Genomic DNA, 22,739 nt, shown 5'->3' with positions numbered 1-22,739 from the left:
ACATTTATTATATTTTTGCTAGAATGTATAATTAAAAAACTACTTTAAGAGGTTTTGATGGATATTAATAACGTAAATAATAATATTGCTTCGTTAAATAGCTCTTCGGACTATCAACTTAATAAAACTAATAATTCATCTAAAATTATTGATAATAGTAGTGACTTTTTACATCTTACAATTAATGAATACAATCAAAAAAGAGATGAACTTTCAGAATCTTTACAATCATTTAATACTGGAATTGCTATTACAAAAGTAGCTGAAAATGGATTAAATAAACAAGAAGAAATACTAAATAATATTCAAGATAAACTTAACTCTTTAGACGAAAATATTCAAAATAAAAATGAAATCAAAAATGATTTAAATAAAGAACTTATGAACTTTAAAGAAGAAGCTTTTCAAACAAGATATCAAAGGGAAAATTTAATTGCAATTGATGATTATGAAGAAAACTTATCAGTTACAGTTTCTACAAAAGAAGCTTATCACTCTATTGATAAACCAAATACTCCTCAAATAGCAAATTCACTTGCACAAGAATTTAGCAGAAATGATTTTAATAATGAAGATGCATTAAATATAACAAAAGAACAAGTTTCTCTAGCACAAAAAGAGATTCAAGGATATAAGGACCAATTCAAGGATTTAGGGGAAAAGCTTGAATCAAGTGCAAAAGGTTCAATTTCTACGCAAATAGAATTATCAAAACTTAATATGCAAAATCTAAAAAATGCTCAAGAAATAAATTTTGGCAAAGAGATGAACGACTTTTCAAAAACAAATATCACTTCTAACATGGGATATTTAGCTGCTTCACAAGCAAATATTATGCAAGAACAAAGCGTAAGACTATTATCTAAGTAAGCAAGAGTTAATAGCTACACCTTCTCTTAAACCATCGTCTAAAACTATTGATTCATTTTTATCTAAAATTTCAAATATAGTTTTATAAATATAAACGCCAACTTCAATAAACTCTACTCTACCTCGTCCTACAAGCTTTGTAATTGTAGAAGTTGAAGAGTTTCTAAAAAGTTCTAAACACTCATCTAAATCTTTTAATTTAATTTTTGTACCATTTACAGCATTTTTATCATAATGAAAAAAATCTTGTCCAAGCTTTATAGCTGCAATAGTAGTTGGAGTTCCTGCTGTTGCAACGAAAGTATACTCTTTAGTATCTATATTATTTTCTACTAAAAAGTTTTTTATCTCTTTTTTACGAGATTGCAACTGTTTATATAAATCTTCATAATTATCATACTTTTGTGTTAAGGTTACAATTCCAAAATTAAAACTATGAGAAACAAAATCTTCATCATCATTTACAATAATCTCCGTAGAACCACCACCAATATCTAGTAAGATAAATTTTGAAGAGTTTATTTTTTCTCTTTTTAAAGCATGCTTTACAGCTAATAAAGTAAGTCTAGCTTCTTCTTTTCCATCAATTATTTTAAAATTTGCACCTGTTTTTTCTTTAAAATATTCTAAAACCTCTGAAGAATTTTGAGCCAGTCTCATTGCAGCGGTTGTAACACAAATTGCTTTACTTGGATCATATTTAAGCTTTTTACTTGATGCTTCAATAGCCAAGATAACTCTTTGTTGTGCTTCTTGTGAAATACAGTTTGTTTTATTCAAACCATCTGCCATACCTACAACTTCATTATACTCACCAATTACTTCATTATTTAAGCAATCATAAATAAGGACTCTAAAAGAATTAGAGCCCAAATCAATAGCAGTAACTTGATTCATTTAAGGATGTCTGATTTTAAGTTTTGAATTTAGGAGGTATCCAATGATAATCATTGAAATTAAAACAATATTTTCATTTATAAGTCCAGTTAACCATACTAGGTAAACAACCCATAATAATATAGCACCTAAAGGAGTTGGAACACCTATAAAATACTTCTCTACTTCACCTTCTTGAGCATTAATATTAAACTGTATTAATCTTCTTAGACCTGAAATTACATAATAGATAAATGCAAATGCAACTAAAGGAGTAAAAAGTATTAATTCTTTACCATCAATTACTGCAAAAAAAATAAACATTGTTGGAACAATAACAAATGATAAAAAGTCTGCAAATGAGTCTAATTGAATACCAAACTCTGTAGATAAATTGTATTTTCTTGCAATTTTACCATCCACAATATCAAATGCACCTGCAAGCCATGCGAAAAGTGCTGCTGCAAAAAAATTATTATGAGTTAAATAATAAATTGCTAACATACCAGCAGCAATATTAAAAAAAGTAGCCAAATTTGCTAAATTAAAATGACTATTTTTATTAAATAGAAACGTCAATTATTCTCCTTCGTTATAAATAGTAAACTGATTTCTACCATTTTCTTTTGATTTATATAAACATTCATCAGCTATTTTATAAAGCTTATTACAAGATGTATATGAATATGGTTTATAAATAACAGCTCCAATAGATATGGTAACTACATTTGCTATCTTACTATTTTTATGCTCAATATTTAATGATTGTATATTATTGTTTACATCTTTTAGGCATTCTTTTAAAGTTTTTTCATCAATATCAAATAAAATAACTCCAAACTCTTCTCCACCTAATCTAAATACATATTCGTAATCTTTATTAAAATACTCTTTAAGTTCTTTTGCCACTGCTTTTAAAGTTTCATCACCTAAATCATGCCCATAGGTATCATTATACTGTTTAAAAAAGTCAATATCAAGCATCACAAAAGCAGTATGCCAAGAATTTTGATTTGAAATAAATGGCATATTATCAAATATTTTATCAAAATACTTTCTATTATATAATTTTGTCATTGAATCAGTTATTGATTCTAAGGCATATTTTTTGGTAAGTATTTTTAATTGATTGTCTTTTTTTATAATTGAATAGATAATAAAAGAAATAAAAATAAAAGAAACTATAATCAAAGCAATCATATTATAAAACAAATAATCTTTCATAGATGAATACTCTTTCAAGAACTCTACTCTTTTTTTATAGGCAATCTTCTTTTCATACTCTTTTAAAAAGTTAATTCTTTTAATAACATTTTTATATGTAGAAATCTTAGTTTTATATGTTAAAGAATTATTTACAGACTTATCTATTTTACTAACAACTTTTCTTTCTTCAATATCTTTATAAGAGTTATTATAATAATCCCAGTCTTTTTTTATTGATTTAAAAAATGGGTCTCTTTTGCATTTTTTATAACTTCTCATACATTTAATTAAGTCATTATAATTTTCTTCTATACTATGAAGTTTTAATACAGGCATATAATTGCCAAAATAAATATAATCTATTTGTTTTTTTAATTTGTCAATTTGAGAATTAAACATAAAACTAGAAGTAAATAATGAAGCTAAAATAATGAAGCTAAGAACACCTAATTTAAAACCAACGCTTTTATAAAACTCTTTTTTCATACTAAAATTATATCTAATAAGTATTAAAAATGCTTATAAATTAGCTTAACTTATTCTTAATTATCTTTTAGATACAATCGCGATTTTAATAAGAAAGGGTTTTATTTTGTTGAATATCAAAGATACAATAATTGGTAAATCAATAAAAAGTGATGTTTTATCAGGAATAGTTGTTGCTATTGCCTTAGTCCCAGAGGCTATTGCATTTTCAATTATTGCTGGGGTATCACCTTTGGTTGGTTTATATACAGCATTTATTTTGGGACTGATTACTGCATTAGTTGGTGGTAAAGCAGGAATGATTTCTGGGGCAACAGGTGCAATAGCAGTTGTTTTAGTTGGACTAGGAGTTAAAGTAAAAGAAGCTATTCCTGAAGATTTAATGGCACAGCTTACTGCAAATGACGAATTATCTACATATATTCTACAGTATATTTTATTAGCTACTATTCTTGCAGGTATTTTCCAAGTTTTAATTGGTGTTTTTAAACTTGGTAAATTAATTAGACTTGTTCCACAACCAGCAATGTATGGTTTTGTAAATGGTCTTGCAATTGTAATTGCACTTGCACAATTTCCACTATTTGAAGGTGAAAGTTGGATTATGTATGCACTTGTTGCTTTTACAATGTTTATTGTTAAATTCTTTCCAAAAGTATCAACTGCAGTTCCATCGGGACTTGTTGCTATCATAGTTATTTCAGCAGTTGTTATTGGAATGGACTTAGATACAAAAAGAGTTGGTGATTTAGCTGATATTTCAGGAAATTTACCATCTTTTGCTTTCCCTACATTACATATTGATATGAATTCAATTTTAATGGTTCTTCCATACTCTATTTTAGTTGCACTAGTAGGATTAATTGAATCTCTTTTAACTCTTTCAGTTTTAGATGAAATGGGTGGGAAAAGAGGAAGTGGAAATCAAGAGTGTATTGCACAAGGAGCAGGAAATATTACTTGTGGTTTCTTTGGTGGTATGGCAGGTTGTGCTATGATTGGACAATCTATTATTAACTTCTCTAATGGTGGTTGGGGAAGACTTTCAGGTATCACTGCTGCTATTTTACTTATCTCTTTTGTTGTTGCATTAAGTCCTTATATTGCTTTAATTCCAGTTGCTGTTTTAGTAGGAATTATGTTTATGGTTTCAATTGGAACATTTGAGTGGGAAAGTGGGAATAGAATTAGATTTATGCCAAACTCAGATAAATTTGTATTAGTTGCTGTAACAGTTATAACTATTTTTGCTGACTTAGCAATTGCTGTTATTACAGGTATTATTATCTCTGCACTTGTATTTGCATGGAATCATTCAAAAGTTCGAAGTAGAACTTACAGAGAAGATGACAATACAAAAGTTTATGAGTTTGATGGACCTTTATTTTTTGGTTCTACAACTTCTTTCTTTGAACTATTTGATACAAAACATGACCCAGATAATATTATTCTTGATTTTAAAGATGCAAGAGTTATGGATATTTCTGGAGTTGAAGCAATTGACAATATTACCAAAAAGTATGCCAAAAAAGGTAAAAAACTTACTATTAGACACTTAAGTGAAGATTGTAAAAAAATTCTTAAGGATGCAGGTCCATTTTGTACCTATGAAGAAGATGATCCTAAGTATAAAGTAGCTATTAACTATTAAGTTAATAACTTTACTTTTTATGAGCAATTAGATAAAATTGTTTTAATATAAAAAGGTTTAACATGGAATTAAATGCTTATTCACAATCAGCCGCATCAATTTACCAAGAGTTAGCTCAGAAAAGATCTGAGCTTGCAAATATTGACAAAAGAGAAGTAGAAAAAGCTGCTTCAGATGAGTATGATAAAAGTAATGCATCTAATGAAAAGTTTGATAAACAAGATTATGATAGAGTTTTAGATAAATATAAGAATTTAGATGCCGAAGTTAAAACTCACGAACAAGCACATGCTGCAAATGGCACTACAACAGCACCAATTCAATATAATTATCATGTTGGACCTGATGGAAAACTTTATGCAAATGGTGGTTCAGTAAGACTTGATACCTCAATTCCTGAAGATGAAGCAGCTGCAAATGCAAAATTAGAAGAGTTGAAAAGTGCTTCTAGTGCACCAAATGAATTAAGTTCAGCTGATGCACAAATTGCAAGAACAGCAAACTTAAACAGAATGTTACTACAATCTCAAGAAGATGCTTAAGGAGTAAACTATGAGAATTGATAATAATTTAAATGGAATGTTAGCAGCACAAATGCAAGTAAATGATACCGCTCAAAAACTATCTACTATTGCACAAGTAGTAGGTGATCCTGAAAATATGGAAGTAACAGCAGATATGATTGATGCTATTGCTGGTAATATTCCTCAAATAATTGCTTATGAAGCAAGTGCAAAAGGTATTGAAATGCAACAAGCTGTTGCAGATACACTTCTTAATCTAAAGGCATAATACAATCAGTTTATAAGTTTTAAAACTTATAAACTAATCTCGCTCCAATTAAATCAATACCTGCATTTTTATTATTAATATTGGCATTAGAATAATGAGTATATTTTAAAGTTATATCAAAAGTATCTGTAAATTTATAACCAAAACCTGCACTCTCTTTGAATTGAAAGTGTGTACCATATTCTTCATTATCTAAATGTTTTTGAGAAAAATAAGCAACACCTAGACCTAATTCAAAATAAATCTTTTCATTAAAAAAATGATTTAACATTGGTTGAGTGCTTAGAATAACCATATCATCTTTTTTACCTTCTGCATCTTGCAAGGTAAATTCCCAACTCAAGTTCGTGTCTTTTATAATTTCATAATTAATATCTTTAATTACAGATATTCCATAAATATCAATATCATGATTAGAAGTTCCATACTCTAATGCAACTTTATCAAAAGAATATAAACTACTTATGAATAAGAATAAAATTAAAATAAGTTTTTTCATATTATCTCCTTTTAAAGTATGCATTATAAATAATTTATAATTAAATTAGAGTGAATATTACATTTTATAAATTAACTATTAGTTTTTATAAACTGTTGTAATTCTTTTAATTGAGTTTCATTGAAAACAGTGATTTCATTTTCACTTAATAATCTAGCAGTTAATCCTTGTCCTTCAACTAAATTATTAGAAAAGGTACCATCATAAATCTTTGTATTTCCACATGATGGAGATTTTGATTTTAATAATGCAACTTTAATACCCTCTTCTTGGCAAAGTTCTAAAGCCTTTTTAGCTCCAAGCAAAAAGTTTATAGTTACATCTTCTTTGTTTATAGTTTCAACTTTAAAAGGTTTTTCTAAACTTGTAATCTCAGCAGGATCTCTTGGAGTAGATAATCCACCTTTAACTTCAGGACACAAAGAGTAAACTTCATTGTCACATAAAATATCCATGAAAAGCTCTTTTGAAGAAAAAGAAAACTTTGGATTAAATGCTACAGAAGAGTTTCCCCCATCATATCTAACATCTTCGCCTAAAAGGCAAGAAGAGACCAATAACTTCATATATTAATCTCTATCCAATAATTCTTTATCAAAGAATGTTGATGTTTGTATATTTTTGAATGCAGCTTTCATAGAAACAAACATTTGAGGATTTTCTTCTTCCATTTTTTCTAGAAGTTCTTTTGTTGATTGTCTAGCATGAGGCATTTTAATATCAAATCTCATTGCAGGACAAGCTTCATCTCCAATAACTGAGATTTCATTTGTTTGAGCAAAAGCTCTTAATTGTCTCTCTCTACAGAAAATTAAAGGTCTAATAACTTGTAAACCGTTTTCTGCTTTATAAATAGGTGGCATTGATCTTAATGCACCATTGTATAAAAAGTTCATAAAAAATGACTCCATTGCATCATCTAAATGATGACCTAGTGCTACTTTATTGTAACCTTGCTCTTGTGCAGTAGAATATAAATACCCTCTTCTCATTCTAGAGAAGAATGAACAAAATGATGAGTTTTTTCTAATTTTATCTTTTGATAATTCAAAGATTTCTGTATCAATAATCTCATGCTCAATTCCATGCTCTTTACAATGGTCTGCTAAAAACTGTACTTGCTCACCCATTCCATAAGTTACTGTTACTGCTTTAAATTCAAAATTAAAAGGTGTAACTCTTTTTAGGTGATTTAATGCATGAATTAAAGTTGTAGAGTCTTTCCCACCAGAGAAACCAACTAATACTCTATCACCTTCTTGAATCAATCCATATTCTGCATTTGTTCTTCCAACTAAACTTGAAATTTTCTTACTTAAGTTTACCAAAATCTCTTTCCTAACTATATTTTTCGCGATTATAACAAAAAAAACTAAATTAACTGCTTTTTTAGATAATTACACTATAATTTCTTTTTTAATTTTACTAGAAAGACTAATTTAATGACACAAGAAGAAATAAAAGAGTTTAAAGACACAATAGCAAAATCTATAATTCCTATTGTACAGAATATGACAGAGGACCAAATAAGAGAAATCATAAATCTAGTAGAAAAAGAGCATGAAGATTTGCCTGAAGGTTTTGGTAATATGCTTTATGAACAAATCTTAATTATGAAATATAATGGAAGATACTAAAGTATCTTCTTACATATTTTCCTTAGCTTAAATTAAATTCTTTACTATTTTTTTAGATAGTTATACTATAATCATGCTTTTCATAAACATTTGAAAGGATTAAATAATGAAAAAACTTTTTTTTAATACCCTATTTTATTCAATCTTAACTATTATGCTTATTGGTTGTTCAACTACAAATAAAAATGAACAAATTGTTCCACAAAAAGTTGAAAAAGAAAAGCCTAAAGAAAAAATCATAATAAAAGAAAAGATTGTATATAAAGAAAAAAAGGTCCCTGTTTATATTACAAAAGAACCAAAAGAAAAAGACTCTAAAATAATTTTAGGTAACTATGAATATGCTTATATACCTTCTGAAAAATTAAAGTTAAAAGCTAAAATTGATACAGGTGCAACAACTACTTCTTTACATGCTACAAATATTAAAGCTTTTGAAAGAGATGGTAAAAAATGGGTTAAATTTTCTTTAGAAAATGAAGAAGGTAAATCCATAGATAAAGCCTTACCTATTAGTAGAACAGTTTATATAAAAAGGCATGGAGCAAAAAATCAAAAGAGATATGTTGTAAAGATGAGAATAAATGTTGCAAAAAGTAGTCAATTAATAGATGTAACATTAACTAATAGAAGTAAATTCTCATACCCTGTTCTTATTGGTAAAAACTTTTTAAATGGACTAATTTTAGTTGATGTATCTAAAAAATATACTCAAGAACCAATTACAAATAATAAATAAAGAGTATAAATGACATCAAGAAATCAAATACTATTATTTTCTATAGTTTTAATCCTTACGTCTATTGCTTTAATGAGCTATAAAATTAAAGTACTTAATTTCCCCTTATTTCAAGAAGAAACAACAAATATTTGGAATATTGAAGCTAAAATAACTTTTGATAGTAAAAAAAACCAAAGTGCATTGGTATCTATGATTCTTCCAAAAAAACAAGATGGAATAATTATAGTAAATGAAGAATCAAGTTCAGCTGATTATGGGTTTACAAAAAGAAAACTGAACACTGTAGATAAAGGTATTTGGTCTAAAAGGGAAATAGAAGGAAGCCAAGTTATTTATTATTCAATAGATATTATCAAAGATAAATACTATAAAGCTAAACTTGAAGAAGAACCAATTGAATTAGAAAAAATGGAAGTACCTTCTGTAATGGTTCAAGCAGCAAACTCTTTATTAAATAAAATATATGATAAAAGTTCTGATGCTGTAACTTTTACTTCCTTATTAATAAAAGAGTTTAATTTGGTACAGCCTTCACAAGCTGCAAAAATGATAAAAAACAATTATATGAAAAAAGCAACAGATAAAAGAGATGCCTTAGTTCAACTATTAAACAAAATGCAGTACAAAGTTAGAACTATTGGTGCTTTATATTTAGAAGACAAACAAAGAAATGTAGCTTTAACTCCTATGCTAGAAGTTTTTCATAAAAATAAATGGTATCTGTTTGATATAAACAATGGACTTATTGAAAATAATAGTGAAATTTTTATTTGGCAAAGAGGTTCGCAATTTTTATTAGAAGCAGAAGGAGTAAAAAACTCTGATGTAAGATTCTCTGTAACAAAAAATATTGTTCCTGCTAGAACTGCTGCTTTATCAAAAGACTTGAAAAAACAAAATACAAGTACTCTTTTAGACTTTTCTTTATTTACATTACCAAATGAGTCTCAAAATACTTTTAAACTATTACTTTTAGTTCCGTTAGGGGCTTTAGTAGTTGTTATAATGAGAGTTATAGTTGGACTTAAGACATCTGGTACATTTATGCCTATTTTATTATCTATGGCATTTATTGAGACAAGTTTATTACCTGGTATCATACTATTTATAATAGTTGTAACTATGGGATTAGTAGTAAGGTCATATCTTTCCCATTTAAACTTGCTTTTAGTAGCTAGAATATCTTCTGTATTAATAGTTGTTGTAGGAATTATGGCATTTGTTGCAATTTTATCTCAAAAGTTAGAACTACAATACGCTACTAGTATTACCTTCTTTCCTATTATTATCTTAGCTTGGACAATTGAAAGAATGTCTATTATTTGGGAAGAAGATGGTTCAAAAGAAGTATTCTTACAAGGTAGTGGTTCTTTAATTGTTGCAATTATAGCTTACTTTGCAATGACAAACTCTGTTTTAAGTTTTATAACTTTTAACTTTCCAGAGGTTTTATTAGCAGTTCTTGGATTAATCATACTACTTGGAAGATATAGTGGATATAGATTAAGCGAGCTTTATAGATTTAAATCAATGGTAAAATAGATGTTTGCTAACCCATTTAAACTAAAAAAACTTGGTATTTTAGGTATGAATGATAGAAATATCAACTACATAGGAAGACACAATGAAAGAAAAAATTTTCCTTTAGTTGATGATAAATTAAAGACTAAAAAATTAGCCCAAAAACATGGTATTTCAGTTCCTGAATTACTTGGGCATATTCAATATCAAGTGGAAATAAATCATTTTGAAGACTATATTAAAGGGCAAAATAGTTTTGTTATAAAACCTGCTCAAGGAAGTGGTGGTAAGGGTATTCTTGTTATTGTAAAAAAAGAGAAAAATACCTTTATTAAACCAAGTGGAGAAGTGTTAGATTATAATGATGTTAAAAGGCATATATCAAATATTTTAAGTGGACTTTATTCTTTAGGTGGCAAAAATGATGTTGCTGTTTTTGAAAAACTAGTAGACTTTGATGATGCCTTTGATGGTTTTAGCTATGAAGGTGTTCCAGACGTAAGAGTAATTGTATATAAAGGTTTTCCCACTTTATCTATGATGAGATTATCAACATCAAATAGTGATGGTAAAGCAAACCTTCATCAAGGTGCGGTTGGAGTTGGTATTGATATTAGAACAGGAAAAGCTTTAAATGCTGTTCAATTTGATAGACCAATTAAATTCCATCCTGACACAAATAAAGATTTAAAAGAGTTAGTGGTTCCATTTTGGGATCAAATACTTCATTTATCTGCAAGGTGTTATGAAATGACAAATATGGGTTATTTAGGTGCTGATATAGTTATTGATAAGAACCTAGGACCTTTAGTCTTAGAATTAAATGCCAGACCAGGATTAGCAATACAAATAGCAAATGATGTTGGTGCTTTGAAGAGATTTAATTTAATTGATAGTTTAAAAGACAATAAGACTTTAGAAGAAAAAATTACTTTTTCAAAGGAAAACTTCTAAGAAGAAGAGAAAATCTCTTCTTCTTAGTTTTCTAATTCTCTTGCTCCAATATTTCCATATCTATGATAAGAATGTGAAACAGATTGCTCTTTAAAGTAGTTTAGAAGTTCTAATCTACCTTCCATCATAGGTTTACCTCTTACAATGAAAGTTGTTGATTTAGATGCTTCTTTAAATACTTCTTCAGATACTTTTGCAATATCTGAATAGATTACTCTATCATATTTAGAAATCTCTTTTTTGAACTTTTCTTCATCTTGAACAACTAAGTTATCCCTTGAAGTAAATAGTTTTGCATATGAGTCTTCTAAGAATTTTTTAACTTTTTCATTTTTATCAATTGATACTTTAAAATGAACCTTAGACACTCTTGCCGCAAGAATTCTCGAAACAACTTCAAAAATAGTATCATCATCACTAACTCTAATAATTACATTATCTAAAGGAATATATCTAAAGTGATTATCTTCACCTCTTACTTTACAATAATCTTTCTCTTTAGAAAATTCATTTTCATAGTTTTCATAATATGATTGTAAAGCAACTGAAAGCTTATCAATATCATTTTTATCTTCAGTATTTGCTTTACAAGACTCAATAAATCTAGTTAGATCTGTAGAGTATTTTTTAGATACTTCAGGAGTAGAAGTCTCTTTAAAATCAACAAATTGAGTAATATAATTATAAATACCTACTTTTCTACCAGCACCAATTGCAGATTTACCCATTCCACCGAATGGTTGTCTTAGAACGATTGCACCAGTTGTTCCTCTATTTACATATAAGTTACCAGCTTTTAGATTTGCTTTCCAGTATTCAACTTCTCTTTCATCTAAAGATTCAATTCCTGAAGTTAATCCATAACCTGTAGAGTTTACAATTTCAATTGCATGTTTTAAATCTTTTGCTTTCACTACTGCTAAAACTGGACCAAAAAGTTCTGTTTTATGAATAAAGTTTCCTTCTTTTACTCCCCATTTAATTGCAGGTTTTAACATAAACTCATTGTCATCAGCATAAGAAGGTTCTAATGCCCACTCTTCACCATCTTCAAGTTCTGAAATTGCTTTTTTAAGTGCTCCACCAACTGGGTTAGCTAAAGTACCAATTCTATTTTTAAAATCCCAAACAGAACCAACACTCATAGACCTAGCAGTATCAACTAAAGCTTTTCTAAATGATGCATCATTATAAACTTCTTCTTCAAGAACTAATAAAGATGTAGCTGAACATTTTTGACCTGAATTATTAAATGCACTTAGACAAACATTTTTAACTGCTTGGTCTCTATCTGCCATATTAGTAACAATTGTTGCATCTTTACCACCAGTTTCTGCTGTTAATAATAAATCTGGTCTAGTATCAAGCATTTTTTGAGCAGTATCTTCACCACCAGTTAAAATTACAAAATCAACTTTTTTATTTGAAATTAAATGCTCACCTGCTAATGCACCTGGACAAGGAACAAATTGTAAAGTGTTTTTAGAAATACCTGCATCCCAGAAACATTTGCACATTTCATATGCAGTTAATGCTGCAACAGAAGCAGGTTTTATAATTACTGTATTTCCAGCTGACAATGCTGATGCAACTCCACCTAAAGGAATAGCAACAGGGAAGTTCCAAGGCGGTACTACTACACCTACACCTTTTCCACTAAATTCAATATTTTGATATTTTTCCCAATAATCAGCTGAATGAGAATAGAACTCAATAAAGTCAACTGCTTCTGAAACCTCTACATCAGTTTCAGTAAATACTTTACCAACTTCAGCTGCTGCAACACCAATTAGGTCATCTCTTCTTTCACGCACCTTTATAGCTGCTTGTTTTAAGATTTCATGTCTTTGTCTATTAGTCTTACTTCTCCAACCATCAACATCAGCATGTGCTACTTCTACTGCTTTTTGTAAATCTTCAGCTGTTGCATTAGCAAATCTTCCTGCTAAAACACCCTCTTTTAATTGAGATTTATCAATAGCATCTACTACTTTTCTATCACCTACTAAATCTTCACCTGCAACTACAACTGGAGCAATTTTATGTTCAGTATCTTTTGAGAATTTCCATTTTTCTACAATACCTCTTGCCCACTCTTGGTTTGCTGGTAATACAAAGTCTGTATCAGCTTCTGCATGATAACTTCCAGTATCATATGAAGAGTTAGCAAAATCATCCCATTTTTCAGTTAATCTATTTTGTTGTCTTTTTGCACCAACAAAAGAAGTTTTTTCATTTTCAAAAGATTTTCTAAATAAGGCTTCTTGTGCTTTCCAATCTTTTGTTCCAACTTCTAAACCAAATGAGTATCTAATAAAGTTATTAGGACCTGTATTCTCATCTAATCTTCTTACTAAATATGCAATTGCATTTGTGAATTGCTCTTTAGAAGCTGTTGGACCATATAAAATTGCATTTTTAGAAATCTCTCTAATTGCTAGTCTTGCAGATTCACTCATACCTTCTAACATTTCAATTGTATGGTATTTTGAAGTTTCATTTTCTTCTGCTAGTTGTGTAGCAAATGCAAGTTCAAATAAGTTGTGAGAACCTGTTCCTACATGCATATATGGAGCATTTTCTGGTTTTAATGCATATCTTATCATTCTTTTATAGTTTGAGTCAGTATCACTTTTATCAGTATAAGTTACCATTTCCCAGTGTTTTTGAGATGCTTCTGTTTCTTCCATTTCCATATTTGCACCCTTAACAAGTCTAAACTTAATAGGGCTTCCACCGTTTTCTACTCTTTTTCTAGCCCATTGGCATAAATCTTTTTGTACATTAAATGAATCAGGTAAATATGCTTGAAGTACAATTCCTGCATAGAAATCTTTAAACTCTTCTTTTGCTAATGTTCTTTTAAATACTTCAACTGTAATCTCTAAATCTCTATACTCTTCCATATCAAGATTTATAAATTTATTTGATTTTGTTCCATCAGGAGCAATATAAGGATATTTTTTTGCTTGTGCATAAATTTTACTTAATTTTTCAACTAATACTTCAACAGTATGCTCAAAATCTAAAGCACTTATTTGAGAATAAATAGTAGAAATTTTAATAGAAATATAGTCAATATTTGGATTTTCTAAAGCTTTTAAATATTTTTCAATTCTTTCTTCTGCTTCTTCTTCTCCTAAAACTACTTCACCAATTAAATTTATATTTACTCTTGTACCCTCTTCTCTTCTCATTTTAAGATGTTTATTAAATGGTTCTGCTTCACCTTTTAAAACAACTGTTTTTGTATCATCTCTAATTTGATCTACAAACATTGGTACAGAAAGATTTGGTAAAAATTTACCTACATTTTGGAATAACCATAAAAGCATTCTATCTTTTGTTGTAAAGAAATGTGCCATTCCATGTTTTTCAAGTAAAAAAATGATTTGATTTGCTATTCTATCATTTGACTCACATCTAAAGCATTGATCCATTAATTCAATTAATAAAGCTTTATCTTTTGGATGTTCCAACATTTTGTTCATTTTCTTGTAGAACTCTCTGTCATAATCGCTAACTAATTCTGTAGCTCTTCTTTGCCATTTTTCAGCCAGTTTAACTGCTGATTCAATAATCTCTTTTTCTTCTCTCATCCCATATCCTTATATTTAAAAGCATAAATTTTATTAAGTAATACAAAAAGTAGTACCTTTCAAAAATTATCACACATAAAAACTTAATTTAAACTTAAAATTTTTCTTTTTTTTATCTTTAACTGTCTATTTTATAGCATTGTGTAAAACTGTTCTATAAAATATAAATAGCATTACTTCAAGGAGTTTTAAAAGAAATCAAAGTAATATTAGTAAATAAATTTTAAAGGGTTATTTTTTGGCTAAACAAAAATATGATAGACAAATTATAAGAAATGTAATAGATAAAAGTTTAAAAAATAAAAAAGAGATTACACAATTAACAATAAAAATTGATTCTAAACTTGATGATGCCTTAGTTATTCTTTCTGAAAAAATTAATGTATCAAAAAATAGACTTATTGAAAATATTTTATATGAAAGTGGCATTATAGAAGAAGTTGAGGAAAATTATTATGAATAATTTTCCAAAACAAGAAAAAGTAGTAAATGCTATTTTAAATGGAATTGTAAATGCTAAGAATAATTTTTTATTTTGGACAAATGATAGATTAAGTCTCTCTTATGGTCCTCACAAAATTGTAACAATTCATATAGCTCAAGAGATTGCAAAGATTGAAGAGTATACACCAGAAATATTTATTAGTGCAACTGTTACTGATATTTTAAGATGTTCACTTCCTGATAGAAATGAGTATCCTAACTTTATGACAAAAAGAGATTTAACAGAAGGAACTTTTAGTATAACTTTAGATGAAAGAATTCCTCACAGTAATCATAATGATTCTATTTCAAGGGTAATTATCTCTGTTAAAAACAACGTAATAAATACTAAAAAAGAGTATCTAGATGAGATTGATAGAATCTGTAAAATGATTCAAAGAGATGAAGACTATAAAGAATCGACTTTAGATTATGGAGTATTTACTTTCTATTCAGATATAACAAAAGATGCTAGAAAAAAACTTGATAAAAGAATTCCAGAAATAATCAAAAAATTTGATAAAGTTGTTGCACAATATGATAATTTAAAAGCAACTTTTAAAGGTGGAGAAATTCACAAAACAGATGATGATGAAGAGTGGTCAATGAGTTGTTATATTATTGAACCATTTTTTAAATAATTAAGTTTATATACTTAGTTAATTATACTTTAGTTATTATTATCAATTATTTTATAAAAGGAATACAAAATGGAGTACAGAAAAATATTCTTTCCAATTGGCGGGGGAGAAGAGTTAAGAGAGAGAATCCATGGAGCACTATTGATTGGCAAATATTTTAATTGTCATTTAGAAATACTAAAATCACAAGCTAAACCAAGTAAAATTTTAAAAATGGATAGTGAAATACCTGCAAATGTATTAAGTGAATTAAATGCAATTGCATCAAGAAGATTAAGTGAAGATTTAATTGAAACGGAAAATATTTTTAAAGAAGAAGCGAAGAAAATAGGAAATAAACTTTCTAAAAAAGCTATCGAAAATACAGCTACAGCTGAAGTTATAATTGGAGAGGGATATAGAAGCCAAATAATTGAACAAGAATCAAAATATTGTGACTTAGTTATTACGGCATCTCCCCATGATGGAAGAATAACTGCTACTTTTGAAGCAACAGTTACAAAAAGTGGTAAGCCTGTGTTAATGTTTCCAAGGGAAATGACTTCATTTAATACAGATAAAATACTAATTGGATGGAATAATTCTCCTCAAGCTTCAAAAGCTCTTGGTCATGCAATTCCTCTTCTTAAAAAGGCAAAAGAAATCCATCTTATATATTCAAAAGAGTATATTTCAACAATAGATGATATAAAGAAAATACAATCTTATTTAAGAGTTCATGGCATTGAAATAACATACGAAGAAATAGAAACAACTAAAATACCTGGACAAGCACTACTTCATCATGCAATAGAAGGTAATTATGATTTGATTGTTGCAGGTGCATTTGGACATAGAGGATTGAAAGAATTAATGTTAGGTGGTACAACTAAATATATTTTAGAACATTCTGGTTTACCAATTTTTATGGCACATTAATCCCCATTTAGTGATTTCAAAACTCAAATTAAAATCATAAAAAAAGGGAAAGCAATCAAGCTTTCCCTTTTTTAGTAATAGTTTACAAAAGAAGAAATATTTGATTTCTTCTTAATGTTTTTTACCAAGATAAGCTTCTTGGATTTTTTCTGAGTTTAATAACTCTTCTGACGTTCCTTCATGGGTAATATGCCCAACTTCTAAAACATAAGCTCTATCAGCTAATTTCAATGCAGCCTTTGCATTTTGTTCTACTAATAAAACAGTTACACCACTTTGTGCAATCTCTTTTACTGCTTTAAAAATTGCCTTAATTAAAATCGGAGCAAGTCCAAGTGATGGTTCATCAAGTATTAAAAGTTTTGGCTTTGACATGATAGCACGTCCTATTGCAAGCATTTGTTGCTCACCACCTGATAAAGTACCAGCAAGTTGTTTTCTTCTCTCTTTTAATCTTGGTAAAATATCATAAATCCATTCTAAAGTCTCTTTATCATGGTCTTTAAGAGTATATGCACCCATCATTAAGTTTTCTTCAACTGTAAGTGTACCAAAAACTCTTCTTCCCTCTGGAGAATGAGACATTCCTAAAGTTACAATATCATGAGCAGGAGTTCCAGTAATATCATTTTTATCAAAAATGATACTACCACTTTTAGCTTTCAGTAATCCAGAAACTGTTCTTAATGTTGTAGTTTTACCAGCACCATTTGCCCCTAAAATTGTTACAACTTCACCACGTCTTACTTGGATATTAATTCCTTTAATTGCAGAAATTGCTCCGTATGAAACGTGAAGGTCTTTAATATCTAATAAAATCTCATTATTTGTCATCTTGTTCTTCCTCCTCGTCATCATCAGAACCAATATATGCTTCTACAACTCTTGGATCATTTTGTACAAAATTAGGCTCACCTTGAGAAATTTCTTTTCCAAAGTTAATAACAGTGATATAATCAGTTAAATTCATAACCATTTCCATATCATGTTCAATCATCATAATACCAATATCCATTTCAGATATTTTTCTTATAATTCCTGTTAATTCAATTGTTTCATTTTCATTAAGACCAGCTGCTGGTTCATCTAAAATAAGAAGTTCAGGTTTTGCAGCTAATGCTCTTGCCATTTCCACTTTTCTTTGATTACCATATGATAAATCACCAGTTGCATTGTTTGCTAAATGAGTTAAATTAAAAAAGTCCATTAACTCTTCAACTTTTTCCCAAGCTTCTTTCTCATCTTTTTTATAAAAAGGAGTATGGATAATACCGTGATACCATTTCTGTTTTGATTTAGTATGATATCCCGCCATAATATTTTCAGCTACACTCATTTCTTTAAATAATCTAATATTTTGGAATGTTCTTAAAACTCCCCTTTGGGCAATTTTATGAGGTTGCATTCCTGTAATATCTTCACCTTTATATTTAATAGTTCCTTTTTCAGGAGTATAAATACCAGTAACACAGTTAAAAAGTGTAGTTTTACCTGCTCCATTAGGACCAATAATTCCATAAATTTGACCAGGCTTTACTTTAATAGTTAAATCATCAATTGCAATAAGACCATGGAAAAACTTTGATACGTTATCTATTTCTAGTACATATTTCATTATTTAGTTTCTCCTTTTGGTTTTACTTTTAGTGCTTTTTCTTTTAAGTATTTTGGAATGTTTCCAAAAGTTGCTGGCCATACACCATTTGGTCTAAGAACCATAGTAAGAACCATTGCTGCACCAAATATTAAATATCTAGATTCTTTAAACTCTGTAAATAGTTCAGGTAATACAAACATTACAAATGTACCAATAATTACACCTGGAAGTGATGCTGAACCACCAACAAGTACAATAGCAAAGAACATAACAGATTGCATAAATGAGAATGACTCTGGACTTACAGCTGAATACTGAATTGCAAATATAGAACCAGCAACACCTGCAATAGCTGCACCTAAAGCAAAGGCAAATAGTTTGTAATATGGAATATTAATCCCCATAGACTTTGCAGCAATCTCATCTTTATTTATATAATATAAAGCTCTACCATATCTTGAATTATCTAGATTTCTAATTATTAATAATGTAATTAATAATAGACCAAATGCCATATAATAAATAGCTTTATCAGAGAATAATTCATATCCAAAGATTCTTACAACATCGATTCCAAAAATACCATTTGGACCACCTGTTAAACCAAATAAATCATTTGATAAAACCTGTTCAAAGATGATGTTAAATCCAATTGTTGCAACAAGTAAATAATCCCCTCTTAAGTGAATAATTGGACCTGCTAAAACAACTGCAACAATAACTGGGAAAATAATTGCAAATGGAATAGTTGCAATTATTTCTAAACCAAAATGTACATTTAAGATTGCTGTTGTATATGCTCCAATACCAAAGAAAATGGCATGTCCCATATTAAATACCCCTGCTCTTCCAAGAATAATATCTTGAGAAAAAGCAACTGTAGCAAATACTAAAAATGTAATACCAATACTAAGCCAAGCTGAATCAACAGTAAATGGGAAAACAGCCATAACTAAAATAAATATAGTAGCAATTAAAGTAGTTTTATTCATTATACTTTCTCCGCTGTTTTTTCACCAAGAATACCTGTTGGTCTAACAATTAAAATAATAATTAAAAGAACAAAAGTAAGTGTCTCAGCCCATTGTGTTGAAATATAACCTGCGATTAAAGCATTAAATAATCCAAGTAATAATCCACCAATCATAGCTCCTGGAATTGAACCAATTCCACCAATAATAGCTGCAATAAATGCATTTAAACCATAAACCCATCCCATATCGAATGTTAATGATCTATAATAAATACCAATGAACAGACCACCAATAGCACCAAGCATAGAACCAACTACAAAAATAATCATAATAATTCTATTTACATTAATACCCATTAATTTTGCTGCATCTTGATCAATTGCTGTAGCACGAATTGCTGTACCAATCTTTGTTTTATTAATAAAGAAGTATAAAGCAATCATTAAAACAGCTGAAAGAACTAAAATACAAACTTGTGTAAATGTCATAATTACCCCTGAAATATTCCAAGTTGTACTAGGTAATATATCTGATGGGAAAATTTGCATATTTGGTCCCCAAATAAGCATTATTCCATTTTGAATAACTAAAGCTGCACCAAGTGCTGAAACAACTGCACTAAGCCTTGGTGCCGTTCTTAAAGGTCTGTATGCGAGACGCTCAAGAAGAACACCCACAAAAGCAATAATAATAGCAGTTAATAAGAAAATAATAATTACATTAACAAAAGAAACTGCACTTGCACCAAAAAACTGCGTAAATATAGTAAGTCCTACATAAGCTGAAAAGGCAACAAGGTCACCGTGTGCGAAGTTGATTAACTTCATCACACCGTAAACCATCGTATAACCTAAAGCAACTAATGCATATAAACTTCCTATAGTTAAACCATTGATTAACTGTTGAAGAAAAATATCCATTTATTAAACTCACTTATTATTTATTGAACGATACTTTGTAGCTTCCATCTTCTTGAATTTGATAAACCATTAAAGATGCTCCAACTCTTTCACCATCTTCTCTAATATTAAATGGTCCAGTGATACCTGGGAAATCTTTCATATCATTTCTAATATATTCAGAAATCTTTTTAGTATCAAATGAGTTTGTTTTTTCAACACCTTCCATAACTGCTCTTAATCCATCAGCGTTAACAACTGCCCAAATTGAAGGTGGTTTCATATTAAATCTTGCTTCATACGCTGTTAAATATTTTTTAGCAGCTTCATAAGGTAAGATATCTGGAGTTGGTACATTTACTAAATAAACACCCTCTGCAGCATCACCTGCAAGTTTTAAGAAGTCTGGGTTATCATTTGAGTCACCACCAACAAAATCAGCTTTAATTCCTAATTGTTGTTGTTGAACTCTTAGAAGTCCACCATCAGTATAATAACCTGAGTAATAAATTACATCTGGGTTTAACGCTTTAATCTTAGTTAAGATAGCTGTAAAGTTTTGAGTTCCAGATTTAATCTTTCCTCTAAACGCAACATTTCCACCAAGTTTTTTAACTGAGTCTTCCACAGAATTTGCTAAACCATCTGCATATGAAGAATAATCAGATAATATTGCAATTCTTTTATATTTCTTTTGATTTACAAAATAGTCTGCTGTAAATTCACCTTGAGCTGAGTTTGGAAATGAGTTTCTAAAGAACGTCCAATATTTTCTTTTGATTAAAGAATCAGAAGTACCATCTGAAGTTTGAAGAATCTTATTTCTATAATATGTAGTTTGAGCAGCTTCTGTTGCCCCTGAAGTATAAGAACCAATTACCGCAAAAACACCTGCATTTGCTAGTTTTTTAGCACAAACAGCTGCTTTTTGAGCTTTTGCTTCATCATCACAAGTAACTACCTCAATTTTTTTACCAAGTAGTCCACCTTCTTTATTCTTTTCATCTACAATAAGTCTAACAAAGTTATCAATACCTTGCCCCTCATTTGCATACTTTCCTGTAATTGGTGCTTGAACACCGATCTTAACTGTATCTGCTGCAAATACTGAAGTTGCAACAGCTGCACTTAGTGCAAAAGCACTAGCCAATTTAATTAATTTCATCTAATCCCCTTTCATTAAATTAAATCTTTTTTTCTAGTAAAACTAGAAAAAACCTATAATGTTTTTTTAGTAGTACTAAAAGTAATGACTTTTTAAAACTATTCATTATTTCACATTAAATATAAATCGAAACTTAAGATTTTTGTAAATACAAGACAAAACTGATTGCTTTTTATACAATATGTAACAAAATCTATAAAATGCTATCTTAATGCTATTCTTTGACTTTTTTTTGCTGAATTAGTAATCCAATTATAATAAATGCAAGACCTATTAAAGTAGATACAAAAATTTTTTCGTTCAAAATAAAATATATAAAAATTAAAGACACAAAAGGTGAAATAAAAATTAAATTTGCAATTTTTGAAGTATTTTCAGCACTCTGCATTGCTTTCAACCAAAATAAAAAAGTAATACCCATTTCAAATAAACCTACATATATAGCTGCTAGTATTCCATTTGAATTAGGAATAATAATAGGTTGAGTTAAAAAGAAGTATATTATGATAATTGGTGTAGCAATTAAAAAGTTTGAAAATAACATTACTGTTGATTCCGCCTTTGACCTAGTATTAAATATCCAATATAAAGACCAAAGAATAGTACTAAATAAAGCTAATAATACTCCATCAACATTTGAAAAACTCAAAGAGAAAGGTTCTCCTTTAGTAGAGATTATTAAAACACCAAAATAACATATAATACCTGCAACGATATCATTTAATGTAAGTTTTTGTTTTAAAAATGGAACAGAAAGAAATGCTAACATTAAAGCCCAAGTATAATTAATAGCCTGTGCTTCTTGGGCTGGTAAATAATCGTATGCTTTAAATAAAACAAGATAATATAAAAAAGGGTTAATAAACCCTAAAATAAATACTAATTTTATATTCTTTTTTATATATGGTACTACTTGATTTAATTTCTTATTTACTATTAGTACAAAAAATAATGCAACTAATGAAGTTAAAGAAGAAAGTAATACTAACTCTTCTGGTGATAAATATTGTAATGAGTACTTAAATGCTGTAGCTACAGTTGACCAAAGAAATACTGCAATTAGTGCAAATTTGTATGCTTGTGATTGAGATTTAATTGTATTCTCCATATTTTTTCCCAATTGTACCACACGTAACGTTATATTTACTTAGCCTTTGTTAAAGGAATTATTATTTAAAATTTTTAAGTTTAAATATATGGAATTATTATAAAATTTACTAATAACTACA

Annotated in this window: 24 protein-coding genes; 11 read left to right on the top strand and 13 right to left on the bottom strand. The window is 28.7% G+C overall.

Annotated elements, in window-relative coordinates:
* The first annotated feature begins 57 nt into the window (after positions 1 to 57).
* Entirely contained in the window at positions 58 to 870 is an 813-nt protein-coding gene (locus CRV01_RS11745; RefSeq protein ID WP_129008405.1) for a hypothetical protein, read from the top strand.
* Here CRV01_RS11745 and CRV01_RS11740 read toward each other — a convergent pair.
* The 3 genes from CRV01_RS11740 to CRV01_RS11730 are packed head-to-tail and all read right to left on the bottom strand — an operon-like array spanning position 859 to position 3,438.
* Entirely contained in the window at positions 859 to 1,767 is a 909-nt protein-coding gene (locus CRV01_RS11740; protein ID WP_129008404.1) for an exopolyphosphatase, read from the bottom strand. The genes CRV01_RS11745 and CRV01_RS11740 overlap by 12 nt on opposite strands.
* Positions 1,768 to 2,325 (bottom strand): phosphatidylcholine/phosphatidylserine synthase, encoded by a 558-nt coding sequence (locus tag CRV01_RS11735; protein ID WP_129008403.1) that lies wholly within the window; start codon positions 2,323 to 2,325, stop codon positions 1,768 to 1,770.
* Positions 2,326 to 3,438: a GGDEF domain-containing protein gene (locus CRV01_RS11730; RefSeq protein WP_129008402.1), complete on the bottom strand. Its 1,113-nt coding sequence runs from the start codon at positions 3,436 to 3,438 to the stop codon at positions 2,326 to 2,328.
* A 106-nt stretch (positions 3,439 to 3,544) separates the two neighbouring features.
* Here CRV01_RS11730 and CRV01_RS11725 point away from each other — a divergent pair, with 106 nt between their 5' ends.
* The 3 genes from CRV01_RS11725 (at position 3,545) to CRV01_RS11715 (ending at position 5,881) form a co-directional block, all read left to right on the top strand.
* A complete protein-coding gene (locus CRV01_RS11725) occupies positions 3,545 to 5,089 on the top strand; it encodes a SulP family inorganic anion transporter (RefSeq protein ID WP_129008401.1) in 1,545 nt (514 codons plus the stop codon).
* 62 nt (positions 5,090 to 5,151) lie between these two features.
* Positions 5,152 to 5,631, top strand: a complete 480-nt coding sequence (locus tag CRV01_RS11720) for a putative metalloprotease CJM1_0395 family protein (protein ID WP_129008400.1) — start codon at positions 5,152 to 5,154, stop codon at positions 5,629 to 5,631.
* A 10-nt stretch (positions 5,632 to 5,641) separates the two neighbouring features.
* The gene (locus CRV01_RS11715) at positions 5,642 to 5,881 is read left to right on the top strand and encodes a hypothetical protein (RefSeq protein ID WP_129008399.1); all 240 of its coding nucleotides are present in this window, start codon (positions 5,642 to 5,644) and stop codon (positions 5,879 to 5,881) included.
* Positions 5,882 to 5,900: 19 nt separating this feature from the next.
* Here the strand turns inward: CRV01_RS11715 and CRV01_RS11710 are convergent, their stop codons facing one another.
* The 3 genes from CRV01_RS11710 to CRV01_RS11700 form a co-directional block, all read right to left on the bottom strand.
* Complete coding sequence (locus tag CRV01_RS11710) at positions 5,901 to 6,380, bottom strand: acyloxyacyl hydrolase (protein WP_164970057.1); 480 nt, start codon at positions 6,378 to 6,380, stop codon at positions 5,901 to 5,903.
* Positions 6,381 to 6,451: 71 nt separating this feature from the next.
* The gene (locus tag CRV01_RS11705; RefSeq protein ID WP_129008397.1) at positions 6,452 to 6,946 is read right to left on the bottom strand and encodes a DUF523 domain-containing protein; all 495 of its coding nucleotides are present in this window, start codon (positions 6,944 to 6,946) and stop codon (positions 6,452 to 6,454) included.
* Positions 6,947 to 6,949: 3 nt separating this feature from the next.
* On the bottom strand, positions 6,950 to 7,708 hold the full coding sequence (locus CRV01_RS11700) for an ATP-binding protein (protein WP_129008396.1): 759 nt from the start codon (positions 7,706 to 7,708) through the stop codon (positions 6,950 to 6,952).
* 114 nt (positions 7,709 to 7,822) lie between these two features.
* Between CRV01_RS11700 and CRV01_RS11695 the strand changes: the two genes are divergently transcribed.
* From CRV01_RS11695 to CRV01_RS13870, 4 genes are all read left to right on the top strand, one after another.
* Positions 7,823 to 8,017, top strand: coding sequence for a hypothetical protein (locus CRV01_RS11695; RefSeq protein WP_129008395.1), 195 nt, complete (start codon positions 7,823 to 7,825; stop codon positions 8,015 to 8,017).
* 106 nt (positions 8,018 to 8,123) lie between these two features.
* On the top strand, positions 8,124 to 8,756 hold the full coding sequence (locus CRV01_RS11690) for an ATP-dependent zinc protease (protein ID WP_129008394.1): 633 nt from the start codon (positions 8,124 to 8,126) through the stop codon (positions 8,754 to 8,756).
* 9 nt (positions 8,757 to 8,765) lie between these two features.
* The gene (locus tag CRV01_RS13875) at positions 8,766 to 10,301 is read left to right on the top strand and encodes an inactive transglutaminase family protein (protein WP_129008393.1); all 1,536 of its coding nucleotides are present in this window, start codon (positions 8,766 to 8,768) and stop codon (positions 10,299 to 10,301) included.
* Positions 10,302 to 11,234, top strand: coding sequence for an alpha-L-glutamate ligase-like protein (locus CRV01_RS13870; protein ID WP_129008392.1), 933 nt, complete (start codon positions 10,302 to 10,304; stop codon positions 11,232 to 11,234). It abuts the gene before it with no gap.
* Positions 11,235 to 11,257: 23 nt separating this feature from the next.
* Here CRV01_RS13870 and CRV01_RS11675 read toward each other — a convergent pair whose 3' ends face one another.
* Positions 11,258 to 14,833 (bottom strand): bifunctional proline dehydrogenase/L-glutamate gamma-semialdehyde dehydrogenase, encoded by a 3,576-nt coding sequence (locus CRV01_RS11675; protein WP_129008391.1) that lies wholly within the window; start codon positions 14,831 to 14,833, stop codon positions 11,258 to 11,260.
* Positions 14,834 to 15,071: 238 nt separating this feature from the next.
* Here CRV01_RS11675 and CRV01_RS11670 point away from each other — a divergent pair, with 238 nt between their 5' ends.
* The 3 genes from CRV01_RS11670 to CRV01_RS11660 all read left to right on the top strand — a co-directional run bounded on the left by CRV01_RS11670 (position 15,072) and on the right by CRV01_RS11660 (position 16,875).
* Positions 15,072 to 15,296 carry a hypothetical protein gene (locus CRV01_RS11670; protein ID WP_129008390.1) on the top strand — a complete coding sequence of 75 codons (225 nt, stop codon included), beginning with the start codon at positions 15,072 to 15,074 and terminating at the stop codon, positions 15,294 to 15,296.
* Positions 15,289 to 15,957, top strand: coding sequence for a hypothetical protein (locus CRV01_RS11665; protein ID WP_129008389.1), 669 nt, complete (start codon positions 15,289 to 15,291; stop codon positions 15,955 to 15,957). Before CRV01_RS11670 ends, CRV01_RS11665 begins: the two co-directional genes overlap by 8 nt.
* Positions 15,958 to 16,026: 69 nt before the next feature.
* Positions 16,027 to 16,875, top strand: a complete 849-nt coding sequence (locus CRV01_RS11660) for a universal stress protein (protein WP_129008388.1) — start codon at positions 16,027 to 16,029, stop codon at positions 16,873 to 16,875.
* Positions 16,876 to 16,986: 111 nt separating this feature from the next.
* Here the strand turns inward: CRV01_RS11660 and CRV01_RS11655 are convergent, their stop codons facing one another.
* The 6 genes from CRV01_RS11655 to CRV01_RS11630 all read right to left on the bottom strand — a co-directional run bounded on the left by CRV01_RS11655 (position 16,987) and on the right by CRV01_RS11630 (position 22,618).
* Positions 16,987 to 17,709: an ABC transporter ATP-binding protein gene (locus CRV01_RS11655; RefSeq protein ID WP_129008387.1), complete on the bottom strand. Its 723-nt coding sequence runs from the start codon at positions 17,707 to 17,709 to the stop codon at positions 16,987 to 16,989.
* Positions 17,699 to 18,490, bottom strand: coding sequence for an ABC transporter ATP-binding protein (locus CRV01_RS11650; RefSeq protein ID WP_129008386.1), 792 nt, complete (start codon positions 18,488 to 18,490; stop codon positions 17,699 to 17,701). The genes CRV01_RS11655 and CRV01_RS11650 overlap by 11 nt, the downstream gene beginning before the upstream one ends.
* Positions 18,490 to 19,464 carry a branched-chain amino acid ABC transporter permease gene (locus tag CRV01_RS11645; protein WP_129008385.1) on the bottom strand — a complete coding sequence of 325 codons (975 nt, stop codon included), beginning with the start codon at positions 19,462 to 19,464 and terminating at the stop codon, positions 18,490 to 18,492. Before CRV01_RS11645 ends, CRV01_RS11650 begins: the two co-directional genes overlap by 1 nt.
* Positions 19,464 to 20,366, bottom strand: coding sequence for a branched-chain amino acid ABC transporter permease (locus tag CRV01_RS11640; protein WP_129008384.1), 903 nt, complete (start codon positions 20,364 to 20,366; stop codon positions 19,464 to 19,466). Before CRV01_RS11640 ends, CRV01_RS11645 begins: the two co-directional genes overlap by 1 nt.
* Before the next feature lie 16 nt (positions 20,367 to 20,382).
* The gene (locus CRV01_RS11635) at positions 20,383 to 21,510 is read right to left on the bottom strand and encodes a branched-chain amino acid ABC transporter substrate-binding protein (protein ID WP_129008383.1); all 1,128 of its coding nucleotides are present in this window, start codon (positions 21,508 to 21,510) and stop codon (positions 20,383 to 20,385) included.
* A 214-nt stretch (positions 21,511 to 21,724) separates the two neighbouring features.
* On the bottom strand, positions 21,725 to 22,618 hold the full coding sequence (locus CRV01_RS11630) for a DMT family transporter (RefSeq protein ID WP_129008382.1): 894 nt from the start codon (positions 22,616 to 22,618) through the stop codon (positions 21,725 to 21,727).
* Between the last annotated feature and the right edge of the window lie 121 nt (positions 22,619 to 22,739).

Source organism: Arcobacter sp. CECT 8983 (assembly GCF_004118855.1).
Lineage (GTDB): Bacteria > Campylobacterota > Campylobacteria > Campylobacterales > Arcobacteraceae > Halarcobacter.
The sequence above is the reverse complement of the archived record's forward strand: the minus strand, read 5'-3'. Positions and strand labels throughout refer to the sequence as shown.